Origin of the sequence: Micromonospora sp. 15K316 (assembly GCF_004348525.1) — a bacterium.
Taxonomy (GTDB): domain Bacteria; phylum Actinomycetota; class Actinomycetes; order Mycobacteriales; family Micromonosporaceae; genus Micromonospora.
Window position 1 is genome coordinate 1 of the sequence record NZ_SMKG01000074.1, and the last position, 25,534, is coordinate 25,534.

Here is a 25,534-nt window from a genome sequence, read left to right on the forward strand (position 1 = left end):
CGAAGCTCTCACGCCGGCAAAAGGCCGTGAACCGCGCCCACGCGAAAATCCGCGCCCGCGGCGAACGGGCGATCGCCACCCTCAAGACCTGGAAGATCCTGAACAAGCTGCGCTGCTGCCCACGGCGAGCGACTCCGATCGTGCAGGCCATCCTCGTTCTGCACCACGTCGAAGCCAACCGCTACGCAGGATGAAAAAGGCCCAGTGCACGGATCTGCCGCGATCCGCGCGAAGCGGAGCGTGACCACCCAGCAGCCCTCGGAGTGTCCGGACATGCCGAGATGAGTGTGCTGCCTGAAGTCGCGATATCGGCCCTATCGGCGTTTCCACCAGCGCCGCGGGCCGGGCGCTTCGGTGGCGGTTGGCGCCAGTAGAGACTGGGCTGTTGACTTGCTGACTACCAGGCTGATCTCGCAGATGGCGCTGTTGACGAGAACGCCTTCACAATCGGGATCGGTCGCGGCCATCTGGAGGAGAACCTCACCGGACAGGCCCGCGTTGAACCGGGGACCAAAGTTGCGTAATGCCGCTTCGGGATCGGCATATGCCAGCACGCGTGGCAGCCCGTCGCCGTGAGTGGTCCTGCCCGCGCCAAGGTTGCCGTCAGCGACATACCCGTGCGCGCCGTGGGCGGGCACCCCGGTGGCCACAATGCCGACCGTGGAGGCCCGGAAGAGCCTGAGAAAGCGCTCGTAGCTTTCAGGGGTCTTGGTTTCCGCGTGCTCCGAAATGACATCGGACAGCGGGGTTTCACTCATGCGGCGGACGATAGCCTGCATGCCACGCGCGCATCACGGCGGGCTGTTGAGGGGCAGCCCCATGTCCGGTGAGCGCCGCCGACCCGAACAACGGCTGCCGCATCACTATGCTGCAGCCCACGCCACACCGGGTTGGACGTCGTGTCGAGCGTCCGGACATGCCGTCGACCGCGCGCGTTCGGCGCCGCCCTGTCGTGCCGATGGGCTGACCGGCGGGCGCGGTGCCTCAAATCATCGCGGGAAGGATGACCCGTTCCAGCACCGTGAGCGGGGTCCGCCACTGGTCGGGGTCGTCGTAGTTGCCAGCGGTGATGGCCGCGGTGAGGTCCAGGTGGGGCAGGACGAACAGGCGCTGGCCGCCGTTGCCCATGCCGGCCACCAGCCGATGACCCTCGATGGATTCGATGTACCACTGGTAGCCGTACTGCGCGCCCCAGCTGGTCTGCAGGCGTGGCTGGAGCATCGTGCGGATCCAGTCGGCGGGGACGACCCGCTGACCGTCCCAGGTTCCCTCGGCCAGCACCAGCTCGCCGAGCCTGGCCAGGTCGCGCGGCGCGAGTCGCAGCCCGGACGCGGCGGAGGCCACTCCGTCCGCGCCGGTCATCCACTCGAAGCTGCCGATGCCCAGCGGCGCGAACAGCACGGCCTGCGCGTACTGCGGCAGCGAATGCCCGGTGCCGTCGGCGATCAGTCGGCCGAGCAGAGCCGTGGCACCGCCGCAGTAGGTCCATTGGGTGCCAGGCGGCTCAAGGATCGGCCGATCCAGGATGTACCGGTATCGGTCCGGTGCCAGCTCCATCGCGATCTCGGCGTTGGCTGGGCTGTTGTACGGGAGATCTTCGCGCCATTCCACGCCCAACGACATTGTCAGCGCGTGCTCGACGGTGAGCCGGGCACGCCGGGGGTCGGCCGCCAGGTCGGGGTACTGCGGGAACCGCGGCAGGAGCGGCTCCGTTGGCGGCGGGACCAGTCCTTCGCCGAGCGCGATGCCGTACAACAGGACGGTCACGCTCTTGGTGACGGACCGGATGTCGTGCAGGACCCCGGGCCCGAACTCGACGACGCCCAGCGAGTCGCCCCAGGCGAAATCTTCGCCGGCCCTGTAGTACTCCAGCACGGTTTGACCACCGCGAACCGCCGCGACGGCGTGCAGACCGTCGACCTGGCCAGCTTGGAGTATTTGGTCGAGACGGTCACGCAACTGCGTCGTCATGGGCACTCCGAGGGGGCGATGTCGACCAGCGGAACAGCATGCTCGTTATAGCGGAATTTCCGCTTCTGGAGCGACCCGATTGGGAGGAAACCCAGCCCGGCCCGCCCAGCTGACCGCTGCAGCCATGATTCAGTCGTGAGCGACGGCCACACGCTGGCGCAGAGCCTCGACGTCGACGTTCAGGACATGCCGGCCCATTTGATGAGATCGCTGTCGACGGTGCGCGGGGTGGCGCCGAGCACGAGCAGCACAACCCGCCACACCCAGCGCGAGCTGCGGCCGCGCATCCGCATCTGCCGCGATCCGCGCGACACCGGTGTGACGCCGCGCCCGTACACAGACACCCATTGCTTCCACTCCGCCTGGCGGTGCAGTCAAGGTGGAAGTACCGAACCCAGATCACCACGGAGGCCATCGTCGGCGGGGTGACAGGCAACCTCGACAGCCCCGACACGCTGCTGCTCGGCAGGTACGACCGGCGGGGTCGACTCCGGTACACGGGCCGCACCCACCCTTTGGGTGCGCAGCAGCGGGCCGAGCTCGGCGGGATGCTGTCGCCGCTACGCCCCTCGAATCGCCGAGGCGGAACCGTGTGCCCATGGCCGGAGACGCTACCGGCGTCGTGGTCGGGACAGCTTGACCGGCCGGAGCCGCTGCCGTATGTGCAGGTGGAGCTGGTCGTGGTGGTGGAGATCGAGGCTGACGTCGCGTTCGACCACCAGCGGTTGCGCCACCGAGTGAGGTACATCCGAGCCAGGCCTGACGTGTCGACATACGACGTGCCGCTGCTTCTCGGTGAGGAAGAGGGCTACTTCGGCGAGCCATGACGGCCGACCGATGCTGCCGCTCCTGTGCGCCGAACCACCATGCCGCCGTCAGCCGGCAAATCTGCGCATAGGTGTGAGCGGTTGTGAGAGAGGCAGGCGTTCGCCAGAGCACACAGACGGCGGTTTAAGAGTGCGAGACCAGTTGCCCGCGATACGGCGGGCAGCAGGGTTCCGCCCGCCGCCAGGGGGCCGGGCTTTTCTCGGGCCGCCTCACGCAGCCGGACGTCTCCGGGTGCCGCGCAGTTCGGTGCGCTGACACCCCATCGAACACCGCTACCCGACAAGGGAGGACGTGCTCCTCCCGGCGACGGTCGTGTTCGTGGTGCTGTCCGTGCCCGCGTCCCCTGACGCGGCGGTCCACCTGTCCTGACCGCCGACAACCGCCCCGGCAGCTCGTCCGGGGCCGGAGGTGAATCCGCTCATGCACGGCATCCTGGCACGTCTTCGTGCCCTCCCCCGTTCCCGTGCGGCCCACCGCACCGGACGCTTCGCCGCCGTCGCGGGCGGCGTACTGCTGTTCCTGTCCGTGCCCGCCGCCGCGTACGCCGACAGCGGCACGCTGGTGCTGGCGGCGAACTCCCTGCCGGTCGTCATCAACAATTTGCGGCTGTGGCTGATCGGCATCCTCGCCGCGGTCGCGACCCTGTTCCTCGTCCTCGCCGGCGTGTACTGGGCCACCGCCGGGGGTGATCCGGCGCAGGTTGAGCGGGCCAAGGGCGCGCTGCGCAACGCCCTGGTCGGCTACGGCCTCGCGGTCCTCGCGCCCGTCCTGCTGCAGATCGTCCAGGGCATCGTCGGAGCCCCGTGATGGGTTTCCTGTTCGATCAGATCCTGGACTGGCTGGCGACGGCGATCCTCGCGACCGTGGACGCACTGTTCGCGGTGATCAGCGGCGCCCTGCTGGTCACCCCGAACGTCACCGGTCTGCCGCAGGTGCAGGCTTTGACCGGCCGTTCCGTGCTCGTCGTGGACACCGTCTTCGTCCTCGCGTTCGTGGCCGCCGGCGTGCTCACCATGACCGCCGGTGGCGGCGAGAGCTCCCGCTACACGATCAAGGACCTGCTTCCTCGCCTGATCGTCGGATTCGTCGCCGCTCACTTCTCCCAACTGTGGTGCGCCACGTTCATCGACCTGGCCAACGCGATGACCGGCGCGCTCACCACCCCCGGAGGGGACGCCGACGGGCCCTTGCGAGCGATCAGGAGTCACATCGGCGGCGGGCGGGACAAGGTGGCGGCGCTGCTGTTCGTGGTCTGCGTGGCGATCATCGCGGTGCTGCTCGCGGCCACGGCGTTCAGCGTGATCGTCCGCTTCGCGGTCGTGCTCGTCCTGACCGCCGCTGCGCCGCTCGCGTTGGCCTGTCACGCGTTGCCGCAGACCGACTCGGTCGCCCGCCTGTGGTGGCGCTCCTACGCCGGGGTGCTGGCGGTGCCGGTCGTGCAGGGCTTCACCCTCTATGTCGGGCATTGGATGCTTACCGACCCGCAGCACCTGCTGCCCGTGCTCGGTCTGCCGGTCGAGCCTGGTGGGGTGCTCAACCTGTTCATCGTCATGGTCATGCTCTGGACCACGGTCCGGGTGCCCGCACTGATGCGCCGCTACGTAGCCGCCGGCGGCAGCGGCCGCGGAGTGAACATGATCGGCGCGGCCGCGCGGGTGCTCGTCGTACAGCAGGTCACCCGCTCGGTCCCCGGTCTCGGCCGCGGCTTGAAGGCGGTGGGCCGATGAGCACCCACGCGGACCGGTCGGACGCGGGTCGGGTGCGGATGCCCGCTGACGTTGACGCCCCGGACAAGGTCGCCTACGGGCTGACGTTTCGGCAGTTGGCGATCCTCGCCGTCGCCGCCCTGGCCTTCTACGGCGCCTGGCGTTTCCTGCATCAGCTGGTGCCGGTGCCGGTGCTGGTCGGTGCCGCCGTGGTGCTCGGGGCCATGGTCTTCGCGGTCGCGGTCGGCCGCCGCGATGGGCTGCCGCTGGATGTGTGGCTGCTGGCCGCGGTCCGCCACGCGCAGGCACCTCGTGCGTTGTCGACGACGGATACGACGTCGAGGACGCCGGACTGGGTGCAGGCCCCGAAGAGCAGGGTGATGACGCCGGCGCCGTTGACGCTACCCGCCGACGCGATCGCCGACGGCGGGGAGATCCGCCTGGGTGGCGCGCGGGCCGCGATGGTCGCCGCGTCGAGCGTCAACCTCGCGCTGCGTACCGCCGACGAGCAGGCCGCCCTGATCGACACGTTCGGCCGCTGGCTCAACAGCCTGGCCACCCCGACGCAGATCGTGGTGTCGGCGCGGCCGGTGGACCTGCACTCCGCCGCTCGCGCCCTCTCCCAGGTAATGGATGGCCTTCCACACCCGGCCCTGGCGGAGGCGGCGGCCGACCACGCCCGCTTCCTGGAGGATCTCGCGACGCGGCGGGATCCGCTGCGCCGGCAGGTCCTCATCGTCACCCGCACCAGCCCCGGCGAGCGCGGTGAGCATGCCGCGCGGCGGCGCGCCGACCAGGCGGTCCGCGTCCTGTCCGGGCTCGGCGTCACCACCCGAACGCTGGACGGGACGGCGGTGACTGCCGCGATCGCCGCTTCCGCCGACCCGTACCGGCCGCCCCGACCCGGCGGACTCGCCGCACCGGACGCCGTCATCACTTCCACGCCCCACCATCGTCGCCGGCCGCGAAGGAGCGAACAGCCGTGAAACTGCGCAACCGATCCCACACGAGCAGGCGGAACCGCCAGTCGCAGAGGTTGGCGGCTACCGTCGCCCCCGCTTCGGTGGAGGTCACCCCCCGCTTTTTGCGCGTCGGTGACGGCTACGCGGCCACCCTCGTGGTGACCGGTTACCCGGCCGAGGTCGGCCCGGCCTGGCTCGAACCCCTGCTGTCCTGGCCGGGCCGCCTCGAGCTCGCCCTGCACATCGATCCGCTGCCCGCGCCGGCCGCGGCGGCGCGGCTGCGTGACCAGCGTGCCCGCTTCGAATCGTCGCGGCGAGCGGACGCCGAGCGGGGCAAGCTCGCCGACCCGATGGTGGAGGCGGCGGCCGAGGACGCCGCGGACCTCGCAGACCGACTCGCCCGCGGCGCCGCGAAGCTGTTTCGCGTCGGTCTCTATTTGACTGTGCACGCCCGCACCGAAGACGAACTCCTGGAAGCTTGCGCGCAGGTGAAAGCCGCCGCTGCGTCGACGCTGATCGAGGTGCAGCCGGCCACCTGGCGGCACCTGGCGGGCTGGAGCACCACCCTTCCGCTGGCCACGGACAGTCTGCAGATGCGCCGCACCATGGACACCGCCGCCCTCGCCGCAGCGTTCCCCCTTGCGAGCGCGGACCTGCCGGCGCCGCTGCCCGGCGACCCGCCCGCCGAGGGCGGGGTCCTCTACGGGGTGAACCCGGACTCGCAAGGCGTCGTGTGGTGGGACCGCTGGGCCCAGGAGAACCACAACAGCGTCGTCCTCGCACGCTCCGGCGCCGGCAAGTCGTACTTCGTGAAACTGGAGATCCTGCGCAACCTCTACCAGCGGGTGCAGGTCGCCGTCATCGACCCCGAAGACGAATACCTCCGGCTGGCCGATGCGGTCGGCGGCACCGTAGTGCGCCTCGGCATGGCTGGGGTGAAGGTCAACCCTTTCGATCTGCCTACCGGGGACCACAGACCCGACGTCCTCACCCGACGAGGGCTGTTCGCGCACACCCTCATCGCGGTGCTGCTCGGCGAGCAGCCGCCACCGGCGGAGCGCGCCGCGCTGGACCGGGCGATCCTCACCGCCTACCGGCAGGCCGGCATCACCGCCGACCCGGCCACCCACCACCGGCCCGCCCCCCTGCTGCGCGACCTCAAAGCCTGCCTACACGCCGACGACGACACGGCCGCCCGGCAACTCGCCGCCCGGCTCGCCCCGTGGGTGCACGGATCGTTCTCGCACCTGTTCGACGGGCCAACCACCACCCGCCCCGACGGGCACCTGGTCGTGTGGTCGCTGCGGCATCTGCCCGAGGAGCTGCGCACCGTCGGCATCCTCCTCGCGTTGGACGCGATCTGGCGGCAGGTCGACACCCCCGGCCGATCAGACGTGCGCCGGCTCGTGGTGGTGGACGAGGCGTGGCTGCTGATGCGCGACGGCGAGGGAGCCCGGTTCCTGTTCCGCATGTCCAAGGCCGCCCGCAAACGCCACGCCGGGCTGGCCGTGATCACCCAGGACGTCGCCGACGTGCTCGGCAGCGACCTCGGTCAGGCCGTCGTCGCGAACGCCGCGACCCAGGTGCTGCTCAAACAGGCACCGCAGGCCATCGACGCCATCGGCGGCGCGTTCGGCCTCACCGCCGGCGAACGCCGTCTGCTGCTGGCCGCCCGTGTGGGAACCGGCCTGCTGATTTCGGGCACCAGCCGGACCAGCTTCGAGGCCGTCGCCTCCGCCGCCGAACACCAGCTGTGCACGACCCGGCCGAGCGACCTGGCGCACCTCGACGACGAGGAGGCTCTGTGATCCCGTCCGCCGCCCACCTCACCACCGCTGCCCCGATGCCCACACCTGCGCCGAGCGGGCCGAGTGTGGGCGTCGCACCGCCGACTGGAGCCGCTCGGTGGGTGCTCGACATCGCCGCCTGGACCATGCAGCGGCCCTGGTTGCTCGCCGTCGCCGCAGCCGTACTGGTCGCCTACATCGCCGCCCGGAACCTCCTCGCCGGGTGGCGGCACCGCTACCACGCCGACGGGGCGCGGCTGGTCACGATTGCCCCGCCGCCCGAGGTCGACCCGCGCAGCGCCGCGGCGTTGTGGGCCAACCTGCACGGCACGCTCACCCCGTCGCGCCGACGCAGGCTGCTCTACGGCAGACCACACGTGGTGTGGCAGTACACGTGGTCCGGCCGTCGGCTGCTGATCAGCGTGTGGGTACCCGGCAGCGTTCCGCCTGGCGCTGTCGAGGCCGCTGTGCGCGGCGCGTGGCCGGGTGCGGCCTGCACCACCAGCGCCATTAAAGGCCCGCCGATCCCCCACGACGCGACCGCCGTGGGCGGGCACCTGCTGCCCTACGCCGCCGAATGGCTGCCCCTGGCGACCGATCACGACAATGATCCGCTGCGCGCTCTGATGGCCGCCGGTTCGAGCCTGCGCGCCGATGAGCACGCGTGCGTGCAGGTCCTCGCCCGCCCCGCCGCCGTCCGGCGCGCCCAGCGGGCCCGCCGCGCCGCGACACGGCTGCGCGACGGCAAAACCGCCCTCCCAGCGATCAACCCGGCCGCGCCGCTGCTGTGGCTCATCGAGGCGTTCCTGCCCGGCCGCCCCGCCCACACCCTCGGCCGGCACGGGCAGACAGGCCGCCGTGATCCCGGCGTGGAACGTGACGTGCGGGCCATCCTCGACAAGACCTCTCACCCTCTGTGGGAAACCGCCGTGCGATACGGCGTCGCCAAGGACTCCCGGCGTTCCCACACCGGTCAGCGTCCCCGGTTGCGGGGCATCGCCGACACCCTCGCTTTTGCGTTCGCGGTGTACTCCGGACGCAACCGGCTCACCCGCCGGGCCCGCATGCCCCACCCCACCGGGGTGCTCATGCAGCGGCGCCTCGGCTCCGGGTTCCTCACCTGCACCCCGGAGTTGGCCGCGCTGGCCGCGCTGCCCCAAGATCTGGCCGTGCCGGGCCTGGACCGGGCCCGCGCCAAGTCCATGCCGGCGCCGGTCGCCGTCTCGGCCGGCGGGCGCGGGGAGAAGGTCCTCGGTGACGCGCAGGTCGGCGGGCACGGCGTGGCACTGTCCGTGCCGGACTCGAGGTATCACCTGCACGTCATCGGGTCGACCGGCAGCGGCAAGACGACGCTGCTGGTCAACATGGCCGTCGACGACATCAAAGCCGGCCGCGGCACGGTCGTGATCGACCCGCACGGCGATCTGGTTCTGGACATCCTCGACCGGCTTCCCGCCTCGGTCGCGGACCGGGTGGTGCTGTTCGACCCCGACCAGCCCAACCCGCCCACGATCAACCCCCTCGCCGGCGATGACCCGGACCTCGTGGTCGACAACCTCGTGTCGATCTTCGGGAACATCTTCGCCAAGGCGTGGGGGCCCCGCATGGACGACGTCATGCGCGTCGCGTGCCTCACCCTGCTGCGGCACGCCAACGTCACCCTGCAACACATCCCGCCCCTGCTCAACAACAAGCAGGTCCGCGCCGAGATGACCGCCGACCTGGACGACCCGGCCGGGCTGCGGGGCTTCTGGCAGTGGTACGACGAGCTCAACCCCGCCCTGCGCTCCCAAGTCATCGGCCCCGTACTCGCCCGACTACGCGCATTCCTGCTACGCGACTTCGTCAAACGCACCATGCGCTACCCGCAGTCGAGCTTCGACATGGGCAAGGTCCTCGACGGCGGGGCGTTGCTCGTGCGCATCCCGAAAGGGCAGCTGGGTGAGGACACCAGCAAGCTGTTGGGATCGCTAATCCTGGCGCAGGTGTGGCAGGCCGCCACCGCCCGCGCCCGCGTCTCCCCCGAGCAGCGACGCGACGCCACGCTGATCATCGACGAGGCGCAGAATTTCCTCACCCTCGCCAACAGCCTGGACACAATGCTCGCCGAGGCCCGCAAGTACCGGCTGTCCCTCGTCCTGTCTCACCAGGACCTCGCCCAGTTCCCCAAGGATCTCCTCGCCGCCGCGTCGGCGAACGCCCGCAACAAGGTCTACTTCTCCTGCGCCCCCGAGGACGCCCGCGTCCTGGCCCGGCACACCCTGCCGGAACTCGACGAGCACGACCTGACCCACCTCGACGCCTACACCGCCGCGACCCGCCTGGTCGCCGACGGACGGCAAACGCCGGCGTTCACCATGCGCACCCGACCCCCGAAACCTGTGGTCGGCGCAGCCACCGCCATCCGACAAGCCGCCGCGAAAAGGGTCGAGCCGCAGGAGGCGAGCGGCATCGACGCCCTCGTCGAGCGGCTCGCTCAGCCGAAGAAGAACGACACCCGCCGCGCGGGCGTCGCCCGCGACACTGATCAGACTTGCCGCGGGTCTCGCACCAGCTGACCGCCGTAGCTGCCGGCGCCTTCAAGGCCGACCGTTAACAACTGTGCCGAAGGATTCAGCCCAGGTGGCGAGGGGCGTAGCCGCGCGTCGTCGTCGGAAAGCCTCTAGTGCCCAACACCTGGCCTGTCTGGTCCAACACCGCCGCGACGTGCATGTCCTTGTGCGTGTCGACCCCGACGGTCACGTCCTGGTTCTCGCTCACGTTGCCTCGTACCTGCTGCAATTGACGACAAGGATCGGCCACCACGCACTAGGGGAACACTGGGCAGAACGGGGATGACGGACGAACCCGAGCTCCTAATCAGGTCACCACGCCGGCCCGTGCAGGTGCCGAGAGCAGTGTCCCCACCAGCCAAGTCGGCGGGTTCACGGGAGGGCACGAAGCCAGTTCAACGTCGGTTCAGGCCCGGCCGGCGGGGATAGCATCCCAGATTGTCGAGTCCCGCCACATGCTTGACGAATCCGTCCCAGGACATATTTGACGGCCGGTCTAGGTTGTTTGCCACGACCTTGCGGGTTCGCTGTTGCGGTGAGAGAAGTTTATTGATGGTTCCTGGCCCCCTGAAGGCCGCCCTGCGGGAGCTTCGCCTGGTGCGCTCGACGAGTCCCGCTGATGCTGCGGACCCCTGTGACGTGGCCGAGTGGCGAGAAGCCATGGCCGAGGCGTTGGACGGCCTGGCTCTGGTGCTGCTGTTCGAGGCAGATCGTGGTGCTGCTCGCGCAGGGGCGGAGGCTGCCCGTGCTGAGGCGGGGCGGCTGCGCGCGGGCTGCAAGTCGCATCGGCAGGACCCTTGAGTGCTGGTGGAACTGCCGAATTTGCCTTTTGGGGGTCAGGGCGGCCCGTAAGCGGGCCGCGCCGGCCCGGCCCCGGCCTGCTGCCGACTTTCGGCAGGCATTGGCCGGGCCGGCCGAGTTGGCATCAAGACCGATCTCCGCAACGAGCGATCGCAGCGGGCAATCGCCAAGCTGGGGGGCAGTCCGCGAAGGCGTCTGGCGGAACCACCGGCGGCTGAGCACGGGCAGGTACCGGGACAGCGTCTTCTACAGCGTGATCGACTTGGAGTGGCCTCAAGTGCGGACCGCCTCGGCATCGCTCGCTGAAGTCTCCCGCCTAGAGCAGCAATCCCGAGCTGCCCGTGACGGAGGGGCCGGAAGTCGCTTGATAGCCGCGGAGCGACAGTCGGCGGGCCAAAACCGTGGCTCCGGCAAGTGCGGCTAGGACCATGGCGACCTCCGCCACCACTACTCCCGGGGCAGTGCTGTAGCCAGTGGACCATGCGAATGCCATGGTGATTGGCGTGATGAGAATGCCGGCTGCCGGCATCAGCAGACTCATCATCCGCGCTGTTCTCCGAAACTGGGGCACGTCGCGCAGTCGGAGGCGAACCGCGATGACTGCTCCTGCAACTACTACGGCGGCCGGGACGCCGTAGTAGACGGCGACGGCGACCTGGATCGGTACCTCGATCGAGCGAGGTATGTCCATCAGGCGCACGAACAGCGGGTATAGCGCGATCAGGGCGCCGTAACCGAGTACGCCACCGAGTACCGCACCGATCAACGCGGTACCGAGAAGGCGGCGGTACTCCTGGCGCACTCGTCGAACACCGGCCTCGTCGGCGAGCCGTCGGGCGAAGCCGGCCACGTCACCGCCAAGCAACTGCACGGGGTCGACCCCGTCTGTGGCCGCAGCCTGCAGGTCGAGGCGCAGGTCGGCTGCGAGTGCCTCCCGATCGGCCAAACCGATCCCGTATGCGCGCCAGGCATGCTCGGCTTCGGCCAGGACGCTATCGATGGAATCCACGGTCAACTCCTCGTGGGGCTGTTGTCGGGGACGGCGAGGACGGCACCAACGGTGTCGGCGAAGCGGGTCCACTGCTCTTGCCAGGCAGTCAGTTGGATGAGGCCAGACCGGGTTAGCGCGTAGACCTTGCGGGGTGGGCCGGTCGGGCTGGCCTGCTGTTCGTCAGCGACAAGCCCAAGGCGGCGCATCCGGGTTAGCAGCGGATAGATGGTGCCGTAGCTGATCGCGCCGAAGCCGGCTGCCTCCATCCGCCGTACCAGCTCGTAGCCGTGGGCGGGCTCGCGTGCCAGCAGTGCCAGTAGGCACATGTCCAGCGCACCGCGAAGGAGTTGGCTCTGCCGCTCGTTGTCATCAGTCGGCTGGCTTTCCCCCGCTATCATGCGACACATAATACACCGCTATTCGGTGTTGCGATACACCAAAGCGGCGTCGTCCGTCGATCGCGTCGAAGCCACACGGGGCAGTAAGCCCGAGACGACCGCTTATGCCGCGAGCAGCGCGCTGAGGTGCGATAGATCGGTCGAGCGGACGAGCGTCGCGCATCAGTCGGCGGAGGACGTGGCCGGCTGCCGGATGTCTAGTCCCACCACATGCTTGACGAAGCCGTCCCAGCACATGCACGGCAGCCGGCCTTGGTTGCTCAGTCGACCCGGTTTCAGTCGGTGACCCCTGAGCGACTGGGGCGCACACTCACATGCCGATGAGCGAGCATTGGCGGCATTGGCATTGTTGATGTCCTCGATGGGCGGCTTCGATAGGCGTGGGAGCCTGACAGGTCGGACCGCGACCGGCGTACGCGTTCGTGCGGGTCGTCGTGCCCGTCCGTGCATAGCTCTCGGCGGCGCTGGTCCGGCCCGACGACCCGGCGCGGCGGGCACGATCGCTGCCCCTATGCTCAAGCCCGGCCAGAACGGGATCAAAGGCGGTCAGGTTTGAACATCTTCGAAGCGGTGCTGCTCGGCGCGGTGGAGGGTTTCACCGAGTTCCTGCCCGTGTCGAGTACAGGCCACCTGACCATTCTGGAGAAGCTTCTTGGGTACGAGCTGAACGATCCTGACATCACCGCGTTCACGGTGATCATTCAGTCGGGTGCGGTGCTGGCTACGATCCTGTTCCTGCGTAAGGACATCGCGCGGATCGTGCCGGCATGGTTTCGAGGGCTTTTCTCGGCGGCAGCGCGGGCTAATCCGGATTACCGGTTCGGTTGGGCTGTGATCCTGGGGTCGCTGCCGATCGTGGTCGTGGCGTTGCTGTTCAAGGACACGGTCGAGACGACGTTGCGGAGCCTGTGGTTCGTGGCCGGGGCGCTGATCGTGTGGAGCGGTGCGATGGCGTTCGCCGATCGCGCGGCCACGCAAACGCGACACGAGGACGATGTAACCTGGAAAGACTCGTTGATCATCGGGACAGTCCAGTGTTTGGCGCTGATCCCCGGGGTGTCGCGGTCGGGAGCGACGATGTCGGCGGGCCTGCTGCGCGGCCTGGACCGGGTGACGGTGACCAAGCTGTCGTTCTTCTTGTCCATCCCGGCGCTGTTGGGCGCGTCGCTGCTGCAGGGCGTGGAGGAGGCGGGCAATATTGCCGAAGGGGTGGGCTGGACGAACACGCTGCTGGCAACGGCGGTCAGCTTCGTGGTGGCGTACTTCTCGGTGTCCTGGCTGCTGCGATTCATCGCCCGGCACTCGTACAGCATCTTCATCGTTTACCGGGTGGCGCTAGGACTGCTACTGATCGTGCTGCTGGCGACGGGAACGATCGAGGCGCAGTAAGTGGGGTACGGTGAGCCCGTCCGGCGGGGCGGGCGCCGGCGTTACGTCTGCGGGCTGCTCCGGCGGTGGGACACCCGGCTCGCCCCACGTGACGACATCCGCGCATGCCGCTGATCGCGCGCATGCCGAGATGCGGAGGTCTACCCGAACGACCGGCCGCGGCTACTTCTGCGGCCAGGTCATGTCGGTTCGGGTCGGATCGTCGAATGTCAGGGTCAATGAGCTGCGGTAGACGGCGGAGTTGCCCTGAACGCGGGGGTAGTCGGCCGGCTCGATCTCCTCTGTCCAGACCTTCACGGCTCGGAAGCCGAACCCGTCCTGGTTCGCTGCCTCGGCGTGGAACGAGACGCGCTGTCCTCGCACCAACTGCCGGTATCCATCCCCGGCAATGGCAGAGAAGTGCACCCAGCATCCGCCAGGCACGTCCGGCGCGTCGATGACACCCCAACCTTCGTCCGCATCAAATGTGCGCACTGAACCGACGCTCGTCATCACTCCAGTCTGCATGACGTTTGCTGACATTCGCCCGCGCCGAGCCTCGCCCTCATCTGCCGCATTCCGCGTGGCCGTCCGTCACAGCGAACGGTTCTGTCTAGTCCCACCACATGCTTGACGAATCCGTCCCAGCACCTGCTTGACGGTTGGCCTAGACGAATGAGGGTGACCTTGCGGGGTCGCTGTCAGCTCCAGAGGTCTTGCCCTTCCCGGCCCGAGGGGTCGAGGGTGAGGAGGTCTTCGTGGAGGGCGTCGAGGTGTCTTCTGGTGGCCTCGCCGGTCGGCGTGATCTCGGCCAGTGCCCACGACGGGAGTTGGTCGGTGGCCTCCTCGTCGGCGTCGAGGTGGTAGAGCATGGCGAACACCGTTTCGTAGGCCACGGCTCGGGCCAGCTGCGTGAGATCGCCCTGGCTCGCTCCCGCTTCGAGAGCCCGCCGGGCAGCAGGGATGTTGGCCGGCCCGTCATGCCAGTTGTCGATGATTTGCAGCCAGAGTGTGCGCAGGAATCGGTAGCGGGCCAGTTGCGGGATGCCCTCCTCGATCTCGGAACGGACCCATCCCTCAGGGTCACTGCACCCGAGTTGGTTGAACGCGCCGAGCAACTGTCGTGCGCGTTCCCTCGCATCGGTGGGTAGCTGCTGCAACCAGGTCTGGTGATCATCCACGCCTCGGATTGAAGCATCGCGCGACCCAAGGGCCTCGTCGTCGTCATGCGTTGATCGGATCCGGGTCTGCTGCACCGATAGGTGACAGTTTCAGTCACGCGGCCTGACTGGCCGGTGGGGTCATGATGGTCTCGTACTCGATAGGGGCCCACCGGGACAGGGATCGCTGGCGTCGTCGGCGGTGGTAGGTCCGTTCGATCCAGGTCACGATCGCGGTCCTCAACTGCTGCCGGGTCGTCCAGGTTCGGCGGTCGAGGACGTTGTTCTGGAGCAGGCCGAAGAAGGATTCCATGGCGGCGTTGCCGCCGGCGGCGCCGACTCTGCCCATCGATCCGATCATGTGATGCTGGTGCAGGGCGTGGACGAGCTTCCGGCTTCGAAATTGCGACCCGCGGTCGGCGCGTAGCACGCAGCCGGTCGCGGCACCACGACGGGCCACGGCGTGTGCAGGGCGTTGACGGCCAGCCTCGATTTCATGCGTGAGTCGATGGAGTAGCCGACGATGCGGTGGGACCAGACGTCCTTGATCGCGCAGAGGTAGAGCTTGCCTTCGGCGGTGCGGTGTTCGGTGATGTCGGCCAGCCACAGCCGGTTCGGGCCGTCGGCGGTGAAGTCCCGGCGCACGAGGTCGTCGTGCACGGGTGGGCCTGGCTTGCGGCCCTTGCCGCGGCGAAGCCGCTGTCCGTGATTCGGCCGGCAACAGCCGCTGGGTGACTTGGACGGTATAGGTGGCCGACACCTCGGGCTTCGCTCATATCGGGGCCGTGTACGAGGCAACGGGCGCCGCCAGAGTCGGACCGGTCGGCAGCACCGTGGCGCATCTCATGTCACAGCGCGACCTGGCCGGCTTCGCCGCCGCATGTCTGGTTGCCGGCACCGGTCATAACGTGAAGGACGCCGTTTACTCCGCACTCGATCAGTGTCCGGCTCGGCCAATGCCGACCGCTCCAACCTCAATGGCAGTTCGGGCCGCAAGCTGTCGTGCCGCTTCACCCCTGGTCATACCGTCGATGGGTTTCCCCGCGTCTTCCGCGGCGGCTTCACCGCGCCTTCCGCACCTGTCTCAGCGCGGGCACCACCTGGGAGGCGGACACGCCTGTCAGCGCAGCACAGCGCCGGTGACCAGCCTGGTCACCGGCGGTGACAGTTCCGGACTCCCTCCCACAGGAGGGAGTCCCTTCGTTTCTACTCCCTGAGGAGATCCTCATGTCTACCGACTCACCGGCCCCCGAACCGCACCCGTCTCAACCCCGCGCGTCCGCCGGCACCCGCCGGCCGAGCAGAGCCCAGCTCCTGTCCAACCTGCGCCGGCTCACTCTGCGCGACCACCAACTCCTGGCCTGGCTCGCCGAGCACTACCTGCTGTCCACCGCCCAGATCGCCACCGCGCTGTTCCCGTCGGCACGCTCCGCCCGGCTGCGCCTGGCCACGCTGCACCACTTGGAGGCGGTACACCGCTTCGGCGATGTCACCACCGGCACCGGCGACTACCTGTACACCCTCGGCCCGCTCGGCGCGGTCGTGCACCCCAGCGCCTACAGCGACCCCGCACGACCCGACGCCCGTCCGCCGCGCACCAGCCTCGAACGCGCCGAACGCATCATCGGCAGCCGTCGCCTTCGGCACCTGCTCGGCGTCAACCAACTCTTCGTCGACCTGCACGCTCACACCCGCGGCGACCGCAGCGCCCGCCTGCTGCGCTGGTGGTCCGAGCAGCACGCCACCGCCGCCTACGCGCTCGCCGACATCCGCCCCGACGGCCACGGCATCTGGCACGCCGCCGGCCGCACCGTCGGGTTCTTCCTCGAACATGACAACGGCACCGAGACCCTGCCAACCGTGCTGCGTAAGCTGCGCGCCTACGAACGCCTCGCCGAGTTTGGCCCCCGCTATCCAGTCCTGCTGCGTGTGCCCGGCCGCCGGCGCGAGGCCCACCTGCTCGACGCCCTCGCGGGCGTCCCCACCGCCATGCCCGTAGCCACCGGTCTGCACCACGAGCGCCCCGCCGGGCCCGCCTGGGTGCTCGCCTCCGATCCCGGGCCTCGCCGCCGGCTGCATGAATTGCCCAGCGACCACGGGCCCGACAACAGCGCCGCCAATCCCCACCGCTACGCCGACCCCGACGCCATCTGACGGCGCCGCCGGCTCGCATGCGGCCGCTCACACCGCAGGTCACCGCCCAGCCCGCCGCCTCACCACGGCTCGGAAGGGTCCTGCTCCAGGCGAGCGTCTGTGAGCGGGCCCGCCGCTCACAGCGACCCACGGCCGCTTATGCCACCGCCGGAGTGCAGCGCCGATTGGCCTCTCACATCGCAGGTCAATCCGCCTGCGCGGCCGTTGCGGCGGCCCAGCAACGCTGTGAGCGCGCAGGACTACCGTTCACGGCACCATCACACTCCAGATATCGCTTCACCCCTGGTTCGGTCCCACCCCAGGGATCCTCGCCGCACCAACCCGGTGCGCCACGCCCACCCGCCTCGGCCGGTCGGCATGCGCGCCGCGCGGCGACCCTGACGGTCGCGCCAACCACCCACACCAGCGCACCACGCGCCCGCACTCACCGACCTGGCCCACGCACCCATCGGGCTCGGTCGCCTCCGCGCGTCCTCACGCGCAACCTCTGCCCGCCGAACTGACCCGACCCGCGAAACCGGCGAGCCGGTCAATTCCGTGCGCCCCCACACCCATCGATCCGAAGGAGGGCCTTCATCTATGTCTAATGTCAACGGCACCCCGCTGACCCGCCACGGCAGCCGCGTGTCAGCCATCCCCGCACGGCTCACCCCACCGGCGCCCGTTGTCCCGCCAGCCCGCGCCCAGGCCACCGCTGTCCGGCCGCCGATCACCCCGGCCCCCACGATCAAGATCATGGTCATTTGCCTGCCCGACGACCTACCGGCCCAGGCGTTGACCACCCACCAGCTCGACACCCACTTCGGGGTCACCGGCACCCTCACCGCCCTGTACTGGGCCACCCCGCGGCTACGGCCGTGGCAACGGCACCAGCTCATTCGCGCCCGCAAAGGCCAACCCACCATGTGTGCGGGTGGACCCGTACGGCTGCTCGACCTGCCTGGCCTGCGGCACGCCGCCGCTGTCGGCGCCGGCATTCGTCACCAGTTGTGGCAGCAGATCGTCCACGGCACCCGGCCGGCTACCCCCTGGCCGGTGTTCGAGTCCCGCCACCTCACCGACCCCGACCGCTACCCCCTCGACAGGGCGAGCGAGGACTTCCACGCCCAGCCCCGGGTGCACGCCATGCGCCTGCACGCCGCCACCAGCCCCGGCGCCGGCCATCTGAGTGTCGGGGAGCTGGAGATGTACCAGGCCGGGCAGGTCGCCTATCAGCACTACCGCGCCGCCAGCGCCGTCGCCGGTGACGCGATGCTCACCGCCGACGGCCACCACCTCGCCCCCGCCAGCGACGCGCTCGCCCACCGCATCACCTACCTCGAGCAGGCCCTGGCGCACCTCGACACCGTCGGACCGGAGCAACGGCTGCTCGCCGTCTCCCTCTAACCAGGCGGCCATCTGCACCGCGAACATCGCCGGTGCCTGCTCACCGCCGCGCAGTGCGGATGGCGGCCCGGCCGTCAGGCCACTGCCCACCGCACCGTCGCCGTGACACCCTGCCAGCGTCGTGTGCGATGCCCGCGCTTCGCCGGGGTTGGCGAGCGTGGGCATCGCAGGCGGGTGGCACCGCCGCCACGCGCGCCGGGCCGCCCCAGGCAAGGGGCACCCGCGCCGCGCTGGCCTGCGACAGGCCGTTCTGTTCCTCTTCCTGCCCGCTCTTCGTTGCAAGGAGGTCCGCTTCACCGTGCCCAGCCGACTGTGTTTCCGGTCGAGGACGTGCTGCCCCTGGCAGAACACGCCCTCGCCTGTCCCACCCACCGCCTCACCCGTACGCAACTCGCCGCAGGCGAGCACCACACTCCGGCGCTGGCCCTACGCGCCGGCCCTGTAAGGGCAGCTTCGTTCCATCGATGTTGCCGGTCTGGCACATGCCGCACGGCGACAAGCGGGTCGCCTCCGGCGGCGCGTGGCGCCCCGTCGACGGCGGCGTCCGTGGCCCTGCTGTCGTCGGGGGACCGCCCGCCCCTTTTCTCGCTAGGGGTCGCAATGGTGACAGGATGTGTTCGGCCGCTCACTTACGCTCTGGTCGAATCCCCACGGTGAAGGTCACGGTGGGCCGGCAGGAGGAGCGTGGGCGATGCAGCCAGAGCGTACGGCTGGGCAGTTGCGCTACGACCAGACGGTGACGATCAAGGCGCTGCCGCGGCCGAAGGAGGAACCGACCCGGCCGACCGACAGCGAGAACCGGGTCTGCGGCGATGACCTGGTCTCGGCGTTGGACCGGCAGGTGTACAAGACGCCACTGTTCATGATCGAGACCTGGGCGCGGGGGCAGCAGGAGGCTTTCGGTCAGCAAGGCCCGGCGATCGCGATCGAGAAGTCGTACCGCAAGTGGGAAGGCACCGCGCACCTGGAGATCGAGTCGCCGGCGTTACTGTCGAACGAGGGCCTGAAGCTGCACTTCAGCGTGACGGGCAACCCGCGGTACATGGCTCAGCCCCAGGACCTGATCCCGATCTACCTGGAGACGCCGACCGCGGACACGAAGAAGCCGGGCGAGCGGCAGCTGATGGTGGTGCTGATTGAGCCGACGTGGGACTACAACCACTGGGAGATCCGGGTCGAGTACACGCTGCAGCAGCTAGCCAAGATTCTCAAGATCAATCCGAGCGGCCCAGTGACCGCTCACATGATCACCCAGCGGTACCGTGAGCTGGGCCTGCGTGCGCAGTGGCTCGGCGTGGCCGACCAGCAGCAGATCCAGGTCAACGGGGTACGCCACGAGAGCGGCGGGCTGGACCAGAAGGGGGGATCCGGCAAGCTGCGGCTGGTCCCGTACACCCTGCTGGAGCTGGCCGGCACCGAGAACCGGCGCAACACGTCTTGGAACATGAGCGAGAAGCTCAACAGCAGCCGCCCGGTGTTCAACACCTTCCAGGAGATCCTGCAGGGCGGCAAGGAGATGATGACCACCCTGGAGTGCGAGGCGGAGTACAGGCTTGCCCGCGAGAGCGACCTCGACCAGGTCATCATCGCCATGAACAAGCTGCACGACGACGGCGAGATGCAGAAGCGGCTGGGCATCCTCAAAATGACCGGCGAGCAGAAGGTGTATGAGGACACCTACTTCGACCTGCCCAACGCATGCGATCTGCTGGCCAACCGGATCGTGCTGCGCCGACGGCACCGCAGCAGCGACGCCGGGGGCACGTACCTGTTCGCGCTCAAGGGCAAAACGCACCAGGACGGCGAGGGTCGACGGCTGCGCCTGGCGGCGCAGTGCCAGCTGAAGACCACCGCGCTGACGACCACGACCGGTCAGGCGCTGCTGCGGCGGTTCCTCACAGACGACTCGGCCGACAACGCGGTGGGCCGTACGATGCTGCACGCGCTGGACCACGTGAAGCCCGTGATCAACCGGCTGAAGCAGGAGGACATCGTCCCGGTGTTGACGATCGTGTCGAACCGGGACACGTTCACGATGACGCTGGCCAACGGCACACAGATCGACTTCAGCGCGGACAAGGCCACCGGCCAGCTCGGCGACGGGCGTTCGGCGACCGTGTACAGCTTCGAGTTCGGGGTGGGCCACCCGGCCCTGACCCAGGCCGCGACGACCGGTGGCCCGACCACCGGAGGGGACGGCGAGACGACCAAAAAGGTCTCGGTCAAAGACCAGATCGGCCAGTTCGAGGGCGCCGCGCCGCAGATCGTACGGCCGTACCACGTGCCCGCCGACCTGGTGAACCCGGCCGTGTTCAAGCAGCCCGACTACCAGCAGTTCGTCACGCTGCTGCACGCCGTCGTCACCGACGTGTTCCAGCTCGACATCAAGCGTCTCGAACTGGGCGGCAACAAGGCCCACGACCTTGCCAAGCTTCTCGGTCTCATCTAATGCCCAATCTTTCAACGTTCATCGTGTAATCCGTCGGTTCTGAGCACCTAACGGGCAGGCTGTCTCCCAGCACTCGTCTGGGAAGGTGCGTGGCCGGTGGGTAGACGGCCGGAGATTCTCGTCCGGCAGGAATCGATGACTGAGAGCGTGTTTGAGATGGTGTGATCAGGTCGAGGTGAAGGTGCGGCGGGCTTGACGTGCGGGTTGGCCGCGGCTGATGCGGCGGGCATGCCGGCGATGGCGGCCCAGCGGGTGAGGACTGCGGAGACGGCGGGGTGGCGTTCGTAGTCGCGGGCCAGCCTGCGGCAGACGGTAAGCCAGGACAGGGTGCATTCCACGACCCACCGGTGTGGTGGACGGCGAAGCCACGCTGGTCGGCGGGTTTGCGGACGATCTCCAGCTTGGTGCGCCGGGTGTCGCGGGTCCAGTCGACGAGTCGTCCGGTGAAGCCTTGGTCGGCGAAGACGTGCCGGATCGGGGTGAGCATGTAGGCGCTGAGCAGGGCGGCCTTGGCACCGTCGCGGTCCTGGCAGCTCGCGGCGAGCACCGTCACGGTGACCAGCAGGCCAAGGGTCGGTGATGATGAACCGCTTCCGACCGTTGATCTTCTTGCCCGCGTCGTAGCCTCGGCTGTCACGGCCGACGGTGTCGGCGCCTTTCACGCTCTGTGAGTCGCAGATCCCCGCCGACGGATCCGGCTGGCGGCCCTGCTGCACCCGCGCCTTGACCCGCAGCGTCGCCAACACCTTCTCCGTCACCCCGGCTTCCTCCCACCGAGTGAAGTACCAGTACACGGTCTGCCAGGGCGGCAGGTCAGCAGGCAGGTAGCGCCACGGGCACCCGGACCGCACGACATACAGGATCGCGTTGACGATCTCCCGACGCGGATGCTTCTCCCGCCGGCCGTCCGTGTTCGGCTCCGGCAACAGCGGCTCGATCAGCGCCCAGGGGTCGGTCAGGTCGGAGGGGTAGCCAAGACGCGCAGACACCGCGCCACCCTGCCCGGCCCACCGGAGGAAGTCACCCCGCCGCGTCGTCCACAACAGACCCTCTCAAACACGCTCTCAGACCCGCCGCTGCACCAACGACCTGATCGCGCACGATGTGCTGCACGAGCTGACCGGACACGGGCCGCGGGAGCCGGACAACGGGGCGATTGCCGGCCACGAAGACCTCGGGTTCGGCGGCGCGGGCGCGTGTTTCGCTGCCGTCGATCCGCTAACCGGGGAACGGCTGGGCGAACGGCGGCCCAACTGCTGCTCGAGGAGGTCGGGATGACCCTCTCCGCGAGACGCCACGACCACGTTTCGGTACCCGGAGGAACCACAAGGCAAGACGAGACGGAACCACGGGCAGCCAACCGGCGACGGCACCACAACGCCGCCATTCTCCCGGCACGAGCGGATGCCGGTTTGGCGGTCGCGATGATTCCTATGTGGTCAGGAGCAGTCAAGTCGGTTGTCGTAGGGACGCTGCGAGCAGGTTTTGCACGCGAAGACGTAGATGCCTCCGGCGTTTCCGAGCATCACCTGGATGGCGCTCAGCGCACGAGCCGCCACATCCGCCAGCGGAAGAAGATCTTCTGGCTCTTAAAATCGACGGCCACGGCGAGGACAGCGATCAGCATGCCAAGTATCGCGACGCCGAGCCCCCAGTACGACAGGCTGGGCTGCTGCCCGGCGAAAGGCAGCTGGATCAGAGTGTTGCCCGCGCCCAGCAGGAGTGTTGCAAGTCCGTACCAGAACCCGTCGTCGTCCAGTTTGAAGGGCGAGCCGAGCCCGACGTTCAGGTAGGTCACCATCAACGGCAGGCACGCACCGCACAGGACGAGGCTGAGGATGAGACTGGTGTCATGCCGGTCGATGCCGTCGAGCCACGGCCACGCGTGCAGGATGACCAGGCCCAGCCCGGCCAGGAGAAGCGGCGCGGCCCGCACCGGACCCGGGCCCGACCGAAAATGGTAATCGAATTTGTACTGTGAAATCGTGCTTTCGTAGGAGCCCATGTAGTAGCAGGAGACCCGGCTAATGGCGCAGACCACAGCGACCGAACCGAGCGCTATGGCGATCACCGACGCGACTCCTGGACCCACGGCAGCTAACAATATCGAACGACCCACGGCCTTCAAAGTCCCCTGCAAGGTTGGTCGGCTCGCCCTCGGCAACGGACGTGGCCGGCTGGCCGTTGGCCAAGGCCAGAGATCAGGCCGCATTGACGCTGCGGGGAGGCTTTACGGAACGATGCGGCGACTGTTCGTGGACCCACGGGCCGCACGGCCGTGGGCGGCGTCGGCGAAGTTGGCCCGCCCACAACGCTCCTGGCTGCTACCGGAGCGTGACAGGCTGGTCCGCCAGTACTTGGGCATGCAGAGGCCCTGGGCTTTCCCCTGCGGTGTGGACCTGGCCACCGGAAAGATTCACTACCGCATCCGCGACAGCAACACTGGCCCGAGTTCCTGGCCTTCCTCAAGACCCTGCGCCGCCGCTGGCCCGACCAGAAGCTGTATCTGATCTGCGACAACTTTTCCCCGCACAAGCACCCCGAGGTCCACGCCTGGTGCGCCACCAACCAGATCGACCTGGTCTTCCTGCCCACCTACGCATCCTGGCTGAACTAGATCGAGGCCGAATTCGTCGCCGCGCGCTACTTCGCCCTCAACGGCACCGACCACCGCAGCCACCCGAACAGGACAGCGCCATCGGCGACTACATCCACTGGCACAACCAGCGTGCCAACCCGAATCCGGATTCGCCGCCAGCTCCAAGATCCGCCACCCGGATCACCCGTTCATGGCTGCATGACGAGGCACTAGCTCGCTGGAAACTACGGCGAGGCCGTCGACCGCCCGGTCTCCGATCACGACCTACCGGCAGCGCCGTCTGCGCACCTTGCCGATCCGAATATCGCCGCTGACGGGCGAGCTCGCCGCCTCCTACCTCCGACGGCTCGCGAGGCCAACCGGGTGGATCACGACACCCTCTGGCATCCATCCCGAGCCTGGTTTTCGGTCGCAAGCGGTCGTACTCCTCATTCTTCGGCCAGTCGCCATGGCCAGGAACATCGATCATTGTCACCGCGAAACCACACTCGGCCACAAAGCGGGCGCACCGACCGTGATGCCGGACCTTCTTGTGCTGACCGCCGCCGTGCCCCACAGGATCAAAGGTTTGAGACCGGCGGCAGCTTTTGGCGTCCACAGCACGCCGGGGATCTCGCCAACGGTCGCCGGCTCCATGCCCACGCGGACCCGGCTCCGGCCGCGCCTGGCGGCCCCTCTCCGGCCGCTTCCGCGAGCGCGCCGACACCCGTCGCCGAGTGCGGCAGGTGCCCGCAGCTGACGACCGTCCGTCGCTCTGACTCGCGACACATGAGCCCTTCGGCAAACCGGATCCCGCGGGATGTCCCGAGATCCGGTCATTGCACTTGATCAGCGCCGCGAACGAAGCGTGGATCAGTGCTGACCTCACACCACACAGGGAGACGCCCATGACCACCGACGCACCCGCACCCGCACCCGCACATGCCATGTTCACCGTCCTCGCCGCGCTCGCGGAACTCGGCGAAGCCACCGCCGCCGACGTAGCCGACAAGGCCGGGCTCGCCTACTCCACCGCCACGGCCAAGCTCCGCGCCTTGCACCACACGGGGCAGGCCGAGCCCGTCCGCACCGAGGACAAGCGCGCGGTGTGGCAGCTGACCGACGCGGGCCGCACCACCGTCGGCGCCGACCACAGCCCGCCACCCGCCAGCGACACCAACGTGCCGCCCGAGGCACCGGCACCGACCACCCCCGACCACTCCACCGATGACGCCGACGCCACCCACGAGGAGCGGACTGCTCCGCAGCCGGAGGATCCCATCCCCACCGCGCAGTCGGCCTCCGCCCGTACCCCAGCCGCGCCCGACGACACTGTGGACGGATCTGAGGCCGCGACCGACGCGGACAGCGCGCATCCCGTTGCGGCGTCCGCGGATGCCGACACGGACGCTCCGGCCGGCGAGGCCGGCACCGCGACTGCGGGCAGTCGCCGGACGAAGGGCTCCCTGAGAGGGGCGGTGCTGGACATCCTCGAAGCCCACCCCGAGCGGGCCTACAAGACCAGCGAGCTGTGCAGGCTCATCGACGCGGCGAACGCCGGAACCGACGCGAGGAAAGCCAGCGCCGGCGCGGTCGTCAACGCGGCGGACAAGCTGGTCAGCGACGGCAAGGCCGTCCGGACCGTCGAGAAGCCCGCCACCTTCCAACTCGCCCCGCCCGCCCGGTAGCCGACGGAACCCACGCTAGGTAGCCCGGGGGCGGGCGTCGAAGTTGGCGCCTCACGCCCACCCCCGGTGCTCCTTCTGAACCAAGGAGCGATCTCAGTGTCTCAGACCGTGCACGCGCTGCTCACCGCCGCGGGCGGGATCCTCGCAGGCCTCGCCCTCGCCGTGGTTGTGCTGTGGCGACAGCAGTACGCCCTGCGGACGGCCCGTTACGAGGCCACCCACGACGACGTCACCAGCCTGCCCAACCGGCGGCTGTTCCTCACCCGCCTCCGGGCGGCCCTCAACGACAACACGCCGGTCGGGGTGGTGCTGCTGGACCTCAACCGGTTCAAGGCCGTCAACGACAGCCTCGGCCACGAGGTCGGCAACGACCTGCTCGACCAGGTCGGCCGACGCCTGGCCGGGCTTCCCGCCCCCGTGGAGGTCGCGGCCCGGCTCTCCGGCGATGAGTTCGCGTTGCTCGTCACCGGCGACCGCGACGACACCGCCGCCGCGGCCCACGCCGCGTGGCAGGCGATCGCCGACAACTTCATCCGCGTTGTCAACGGCGACCTTCGTGTGACGGCGTCGGTCGGCTACACCCACGTGAACCGTGCCGACGCCAGCCCTCGGCAGCTGCTCTCCCAGGCTGACTCGGCGATGTACGAGGCGAAACGCGCCAGCGTCGGCGTGCAGGAGTACCTGCCGCATCGCACCGCGACCGTGCGCAGCCGCGACCGCCACAACGGCTGACCCCGCCCCCACTCCCCCGCCAG

The 25,534-nt window shown here is 69.0% G+C and carries 24 protein-coding genes and 1 pseudogene; 14 read left to right on the forward strand and 11 right to left on the reverse strand.

The window, feature by feature from the left end; all coding sequences use genetic code 11:
• Positions 1-194 (forward strand): transposase family protein (locus E1211_RS16250; RefSeq protein ID WP_165947264.1); only part of this gene is annotated, 194 nt, incomplete at its 5' end.
• 120 nt (positions 195-314) lie between these two features.
• Here the strand turns inward: E1211_RS16250 and E1211_RS16255 are convergent.
• The 3 genes from E1211_RS16255 to E1211_RS32550 all read right to left on the reverse strand — a co-directional run bounded on the left by E1211_RS16255 (position 315) and on the right by E1211_RS32550 (position 2,315).
• The gene (locus tag E1211_RS16255; RefSeq protein WP_132349847.1) at positions 315-758 is read right to left on the reverse strand and encodes a hypothetical protein; all 444 of its coding nucleotides are present in this window, start codon (positions 756-758) and stop codon (positions 315-317) included.
• Between the two features lie 226 nt (positions 759-984).
• On the reverse strand, positions 985-1,971 hold the full coding sequence (locus E1211_RS16260) for a serine hydrolase (RefSeq protein ID WP_132349848.1): 987 nt from the start codon (positions 1,969-1,971) through the stop codon (positions 985-987).
• 179 nt (positions 1,972-2,150) lie between these two features.
• A complete protein-coding gene (locus tag E1211_RS32550) occupies positions 2,151-2,315 on the reverse strand; it encodes a hypothetical protein (RefSeq protein ID WP_165947267.1) in 165 nt (54 codons plus the stop codon).
• 81 nt (positions 2,316-2,396) lie between these two features.
• On the opposite strand from E1211_RS32550, the gene E1211_RS32980 reads away from it, so the two are divergent.
• The 6 genes from E1211_RS32980 (at position 2,397) to E1211_RS16290 (ending at position 9,812) form a co-directional block, all read left to right on the forward strand.
• Positions 2,397-2,798 (forward strand): hypothetical protein, encoded by a 402-nt coding sequence (locus E1211_RS32980; RefSeq protein WP_207915387.1) that lies wholly within the window; start codon positions 2,397-2,399, stop codon positions 2,796-2,798.
• A 421-nt stretch (positions 2,799-3,219) separates the two neighbouring features.
• A complete protein-coding gene (locus tag E1211_RS16270) occupies positions 3,220-3,606 on the forward strand; it encodes a pilin (protein WP_132349850.1) in 387 nt (128 codons plus the stop codon).
• Positions 3,606-4,526: a conjugal transfer protein TrbL family protein gene (locus tag E1211_RS16275; protein WP_132349851.1), complete on the forward strand. Its 921-nt coding sequence runs from the start codon at positions 3,606-3,608 to the stop codon at positions 4,524-4,526. The genes E1211_RS16270 and E1211_RS16275 overlap by 1 nt, the downstream gene beginning before the upstream one ends.
• Positions 4,523-5,491: a PrgI family protein gene (locus E1211_RS16280; RefSeq protein ID WP_132349852.1), complete on the forward strand. Its 969-nt coding sequence runs from the start codon at positions 4,523-4,525 to the stop codon at positions 5,489-5,491. Before E1211_RS16275 ends, E1211_RS16280 begins: the two co-directional genes overlap by 4 nt.
• Positions 5,488-7,275 carry a VirB4 family type IV secretion system protein gene (locus tag E1211_RS16285; protein ID WP_371686162.1) on the forward strand — a complete coding sequence of 596 codons (1,788 nt, stop codon included), beginning with the start codon at positions 5,488-5,490 and terminating at the stop codon, positions 7,273-7,275. The genes E1211_RS16280 and E1211_RS16285 overlap by 4 nt, the downstream gene beginning before the upstream one ends.
• Before the next feature lie 35 nt (positions 7,276-7,310).
• A complete protein-coding gene (locus E1211_RS16290; protein WP_132349865.1) occupies positions 7,311-9,812 on the forward strand; it encodes a type IV secretory system conjugative DNA transfer family protein in 2,502 nt (833 codons plus the stop codon).
• A gap of 55 nt (positions 9,813-9,867) precedes the next feature.
• On the opposite strand, the gene E1211_RS32560 is transcribed toward E1211_RS16290, so the two are convergent.
• The 3 genes from E1211_RS32560 to E1211_RS16310 form a co-directional block, all read right to left on the reverse strand.
• On the reverse strand, positions 9,868-10,014 hold the full coding sequence (locus E1211_RS32560; protein WP_165947269.1) for an IS110 family transposase: 147 nt from the start codon (positions 10,012-10,014) through the stop codon (positions 9,868-9,870).
• Between the two features lie 909 nt (positions 10,015-10,923).
• Positions 10,924-11,616: a hypothetical protein gene (locus tag E1211_RS16305; RefSeq protein ID WP_132349854.1), complete on the reverse strand. Its 693-nt coding sequence runs from the start codon at positions 11,614-11,616 to the stop codon at positions 10,924-10,926.
• Positions 11,617-11,618: 2 nt separating this feature from the next.
• Positions 11,619-11,996 carry a PadR family transcriptional regulator gene (locus E1211_RS16310; protein WP_132349855.1) on the reverse strand — a complete coding sequence of 126 codons (378 nt, stop codon included), beginning with the start codon at positions 11,994-11,996 and terminating at the stop codon, positions 11,619-11,621.
• A 552-nt stretch (positions 11,997-12,548) separates the two neighbouring features.
• On the opposite strand from E1211_RS16310, the gene E1211_RS16315 reads away from it, so the two are divergent.
• Complete coding sequence (locus tag E1211_RS16315) at positions 12,549-13,385, forward strand: undecaprenyl-diphosphate phosphatase (RefSeq protein WP_132349856.1); 837 nt, start codon at positions 12,549-12,551, stop codon at positions 13,383-13,385.
• A gap of 162 nt (positions 13,386-13,547) precedes the next feature.
• On the opposite strand, the gene E1211_RS33720 is transcribed toward E1211_RS16315, so the two are convergent.
• The 3 genes and pseudogenes from E1211_RS33720 to E1211_RS16330 form a co-directional block, all read right to left on the reverse strand.
• The gene (locus E1211_RS33720; protein WP_132349857.1) at positions 13,548-13,877 is read right to left on the reverse strand and encodes a cold-shock protein; all 330 of its coding nucleotides are present in this window, start codon (positions 13,875-13,877) and stop codon (positions 13,548-13,550) included.
• Between the two features lie 188 nt (positions 13,878-14,065).
• A complete protein-coding gene (locus tag E1211_RS16325) occupies positions 14,066-14,545 on the reverse strand; it encodes a hypothetical protein (RefSeq protein WP_207915388.1) in 480 nt (159 codons plus the stop codon).
• Positions 14,546-14,639: 94 nt separating this feature from the next.
• A pseudogene (locus E1211_RS16330) lies at positions 14,640-15,217 on the reverse strand (IS3 family transposase); the annotation flags it as partial.
• Positions 15,218-15,751: 534 nt separating this feature from the next.
• Between E1211_RS16330 and E1211_RS16335 the strand changes: the two are divergent.
• The 3 genes from E1211_RS16335 (at position 15,752) to E1211_RS16345 (ending at position 20,513) form a co-directional block, all read left to right on the forward strand.
• The gene (locus E1211_RS16335; RefSeq protein ID WP_132349858.1) at positions 15,752-16,678 is read left to right on the forward strand and encodes a replication-relaxation family protein; all 927 of its coding nucleotides are present in this window, start codon (positions 15,752-15,754) and stop codon (positions 16,676-16,678) included.
• Between the two features lie 579 nt (positions 16,679-17,257).
• On the forward strand, positions 17,258-18,064 hold the full coding sequence (locus E1211_RS16340) for a hypothetical protein (RefSeq protein WP_207915389.1): 807 nt from the start codon (positions 17,258-17,260) through the stop codon (positions 18,062-18,064).
• Positions 18,065-18,755: 691 nt separating this feature from the next.
• The gene (locus E1211_RS16345; RefSeq protein WP_132349859.1) at positions 18,756-20,513 is read left to right on the forward strand and encodes a hypothetical protein; all 1,758 of its coding nucleotides are present in this window, start codon (positions 18,756-18,758) and stop codon (positions 20,511-20,513) included.
• 47 nt (positions 20,514-20,560) lie between these two features.
• Here the strand turns inward: E1211_RS16345 and E1211_RS33920 are convergent, their stop codons facing one another.
• Together E1211_RS33920 and E1211_RS16360 are read right to left on the reverse strand one after the other, a co-directional pair.
• Positions 20,561-21,502: an IS5 family transposase gene (locus tag E1211_RS33920; RefSeq protein WP_165947270.1), complete on the reverse strand. Its 942-nt coding sequence runs from the start codon at positions 21,500-21,502 to the stop codon at positions 20,561-20,563.
• A gap of 551 nt (positions 21,503-22,053) precedes the next feature.
• A complete protein-coding gene (locus tag E1211_RS16360; protein WP_132349861.1) occupies positions 22,054-22,584 on the reverse strand; it encodes a hypothetical protein in 531 nt (176 codons plus the stop codon).
• A 438-nt stretch (positions 22,585-23,022) separates the two neighbouring features.
• On the opposite strand from E1211_RS16360, the gene E1211_RS32985 reads away from it, so the two are divergent.
• The 3 genes from E1211_RS32985 (at position 23,023) to E1211_RS16375 (ending at position 25,511) form a co-directional block, all read left to right on the forward strand.
• A complete protein-coding gene (locus E1211_RS32985) occupies positions 23,023-23,130 on the forward strand; it encodes a hypothetical protein (RefSeq protein WP_243709549.1) in 108 nt (35 codons plus the stop codon).
• Positions 23,131-23,999: 869 nt separating this feature from the next.
• Positions 24,000-24,779, forward strand: a complete 780-nt coding sequence (locus E1211_RS16370) for a MarR family winged helix-turn-helix transcriptional regulator (protein ID WP_132349862.1) — start codon at positions 24,000-24,002, stop codon at positions 24,777-24,779.
• A 96-nt stretch (positions 24,780-24,875) separates the two neighbouring features.
• Positions 24,876-25,511 carry a GGDEF domain-containing protein gene (locus tag E1211_RS16375; protein WP_132349863.1) on the forward strand — a complete coding sequence of 212 codons (636 nt, stop codon included), beginning with the start codon at positions 24,876-24,878 and terminating at the stop codon, positions 25,509-25,511.
• Positions 25,512-25,534: the final 23 nt, after the last annotated feature.

What these genes read in the sequence shown, in the direction of transcription:
- E1211_RS16255 (WP_132349847.1), bottom strand. Translation starts at nt 758, where the DNA reads ATGAGTGAAACCCCGCTGTCCGATGTCATTTCGGAGCACGCGGAAACC.
- E1211_RS16260 (WP_132349848.1), bottom strand. Translation starts at nt 1,971, where the DNA reads ATGACGACGCAGTTGCGTGACCGTCTCGACCAAATACTCCAAGCTGGC.
- E1211_RS16270 (WP_132349850.1), top strand. Translation starts at nt 3,220, where the DNA reads ATGCACGGCATCCTGGCACGTCTTCGTGCCCTCCCCCGTTCCCGTGCG.
- E1211_RS16275 (WP_132349851.1), top strand. Translation starts at nt 3,606, where the DNA reads ATGGGTTTCCTGTTCGATCAGATCCTGGACTGGCTGGCGACGGCGATC.
- E1211_RS16280 (WP_132349852.1), top strand. Translation starts at nt 4,523, where the DNA reads ATGAGCACCCACGCGGACCGGTCGGACGCGGGTCGGGTGCGGATGCCC.
- E1211_RS16290 (WP_132349865.1), top strand. Translation starts at nt 7,311, where the DNA reads ATGCCCACACCTGCGCCGAGCGGGCCGAGTGTGGGCGTCGCACCGCCG.
- E1211_RS16310 (WP_132349855.1), bottom strand. Translation starts at nt 11,996, where the DNA reads ATGATAGCGGGGGAAAGCCAGCCGACTGATGACAACGAGCGGCAGAGC.
- E1211_RS33720 (WP_132349857.1), bottom strand. Translation starts at nt 13,877, where the DNA reads ATGACGAGCGTCGGTTCAGTGCGCACATTTGATGCGGACGAAGGTTGG.
- E1211_RS16335 (WP_132349858.1), top strand. Translation starts at nt 15,752, where the DNA reads ATGTCTACCGACTCACCGGCCCCCGAACCGCACCCGTCTCAACCCCGC.
- E1211_RS16340 (WP_207915389.1), top strand. Translation starts at nt 17,258, where the DNA reads ATGTCTAATGTCAACGGCACCCCGCTGACCCGCCACGGCAGCCGCGTG.
- E1211_RS16345 (WP_132349859.1), top strand. Translation starts at nt 18,756, where the DNA reads ATGCAGCCAGAGCGTACGGCTGGGCAGTTGCGCTACGACCAGACGGTG.
- E1211_RS16370 (WP_132349862.1), top strand. Translation starts at nt 24,000, where the DNA reads ATGACCACCGACGCACCCGCACCCGCACCCGCACATGCCATGTTCACC.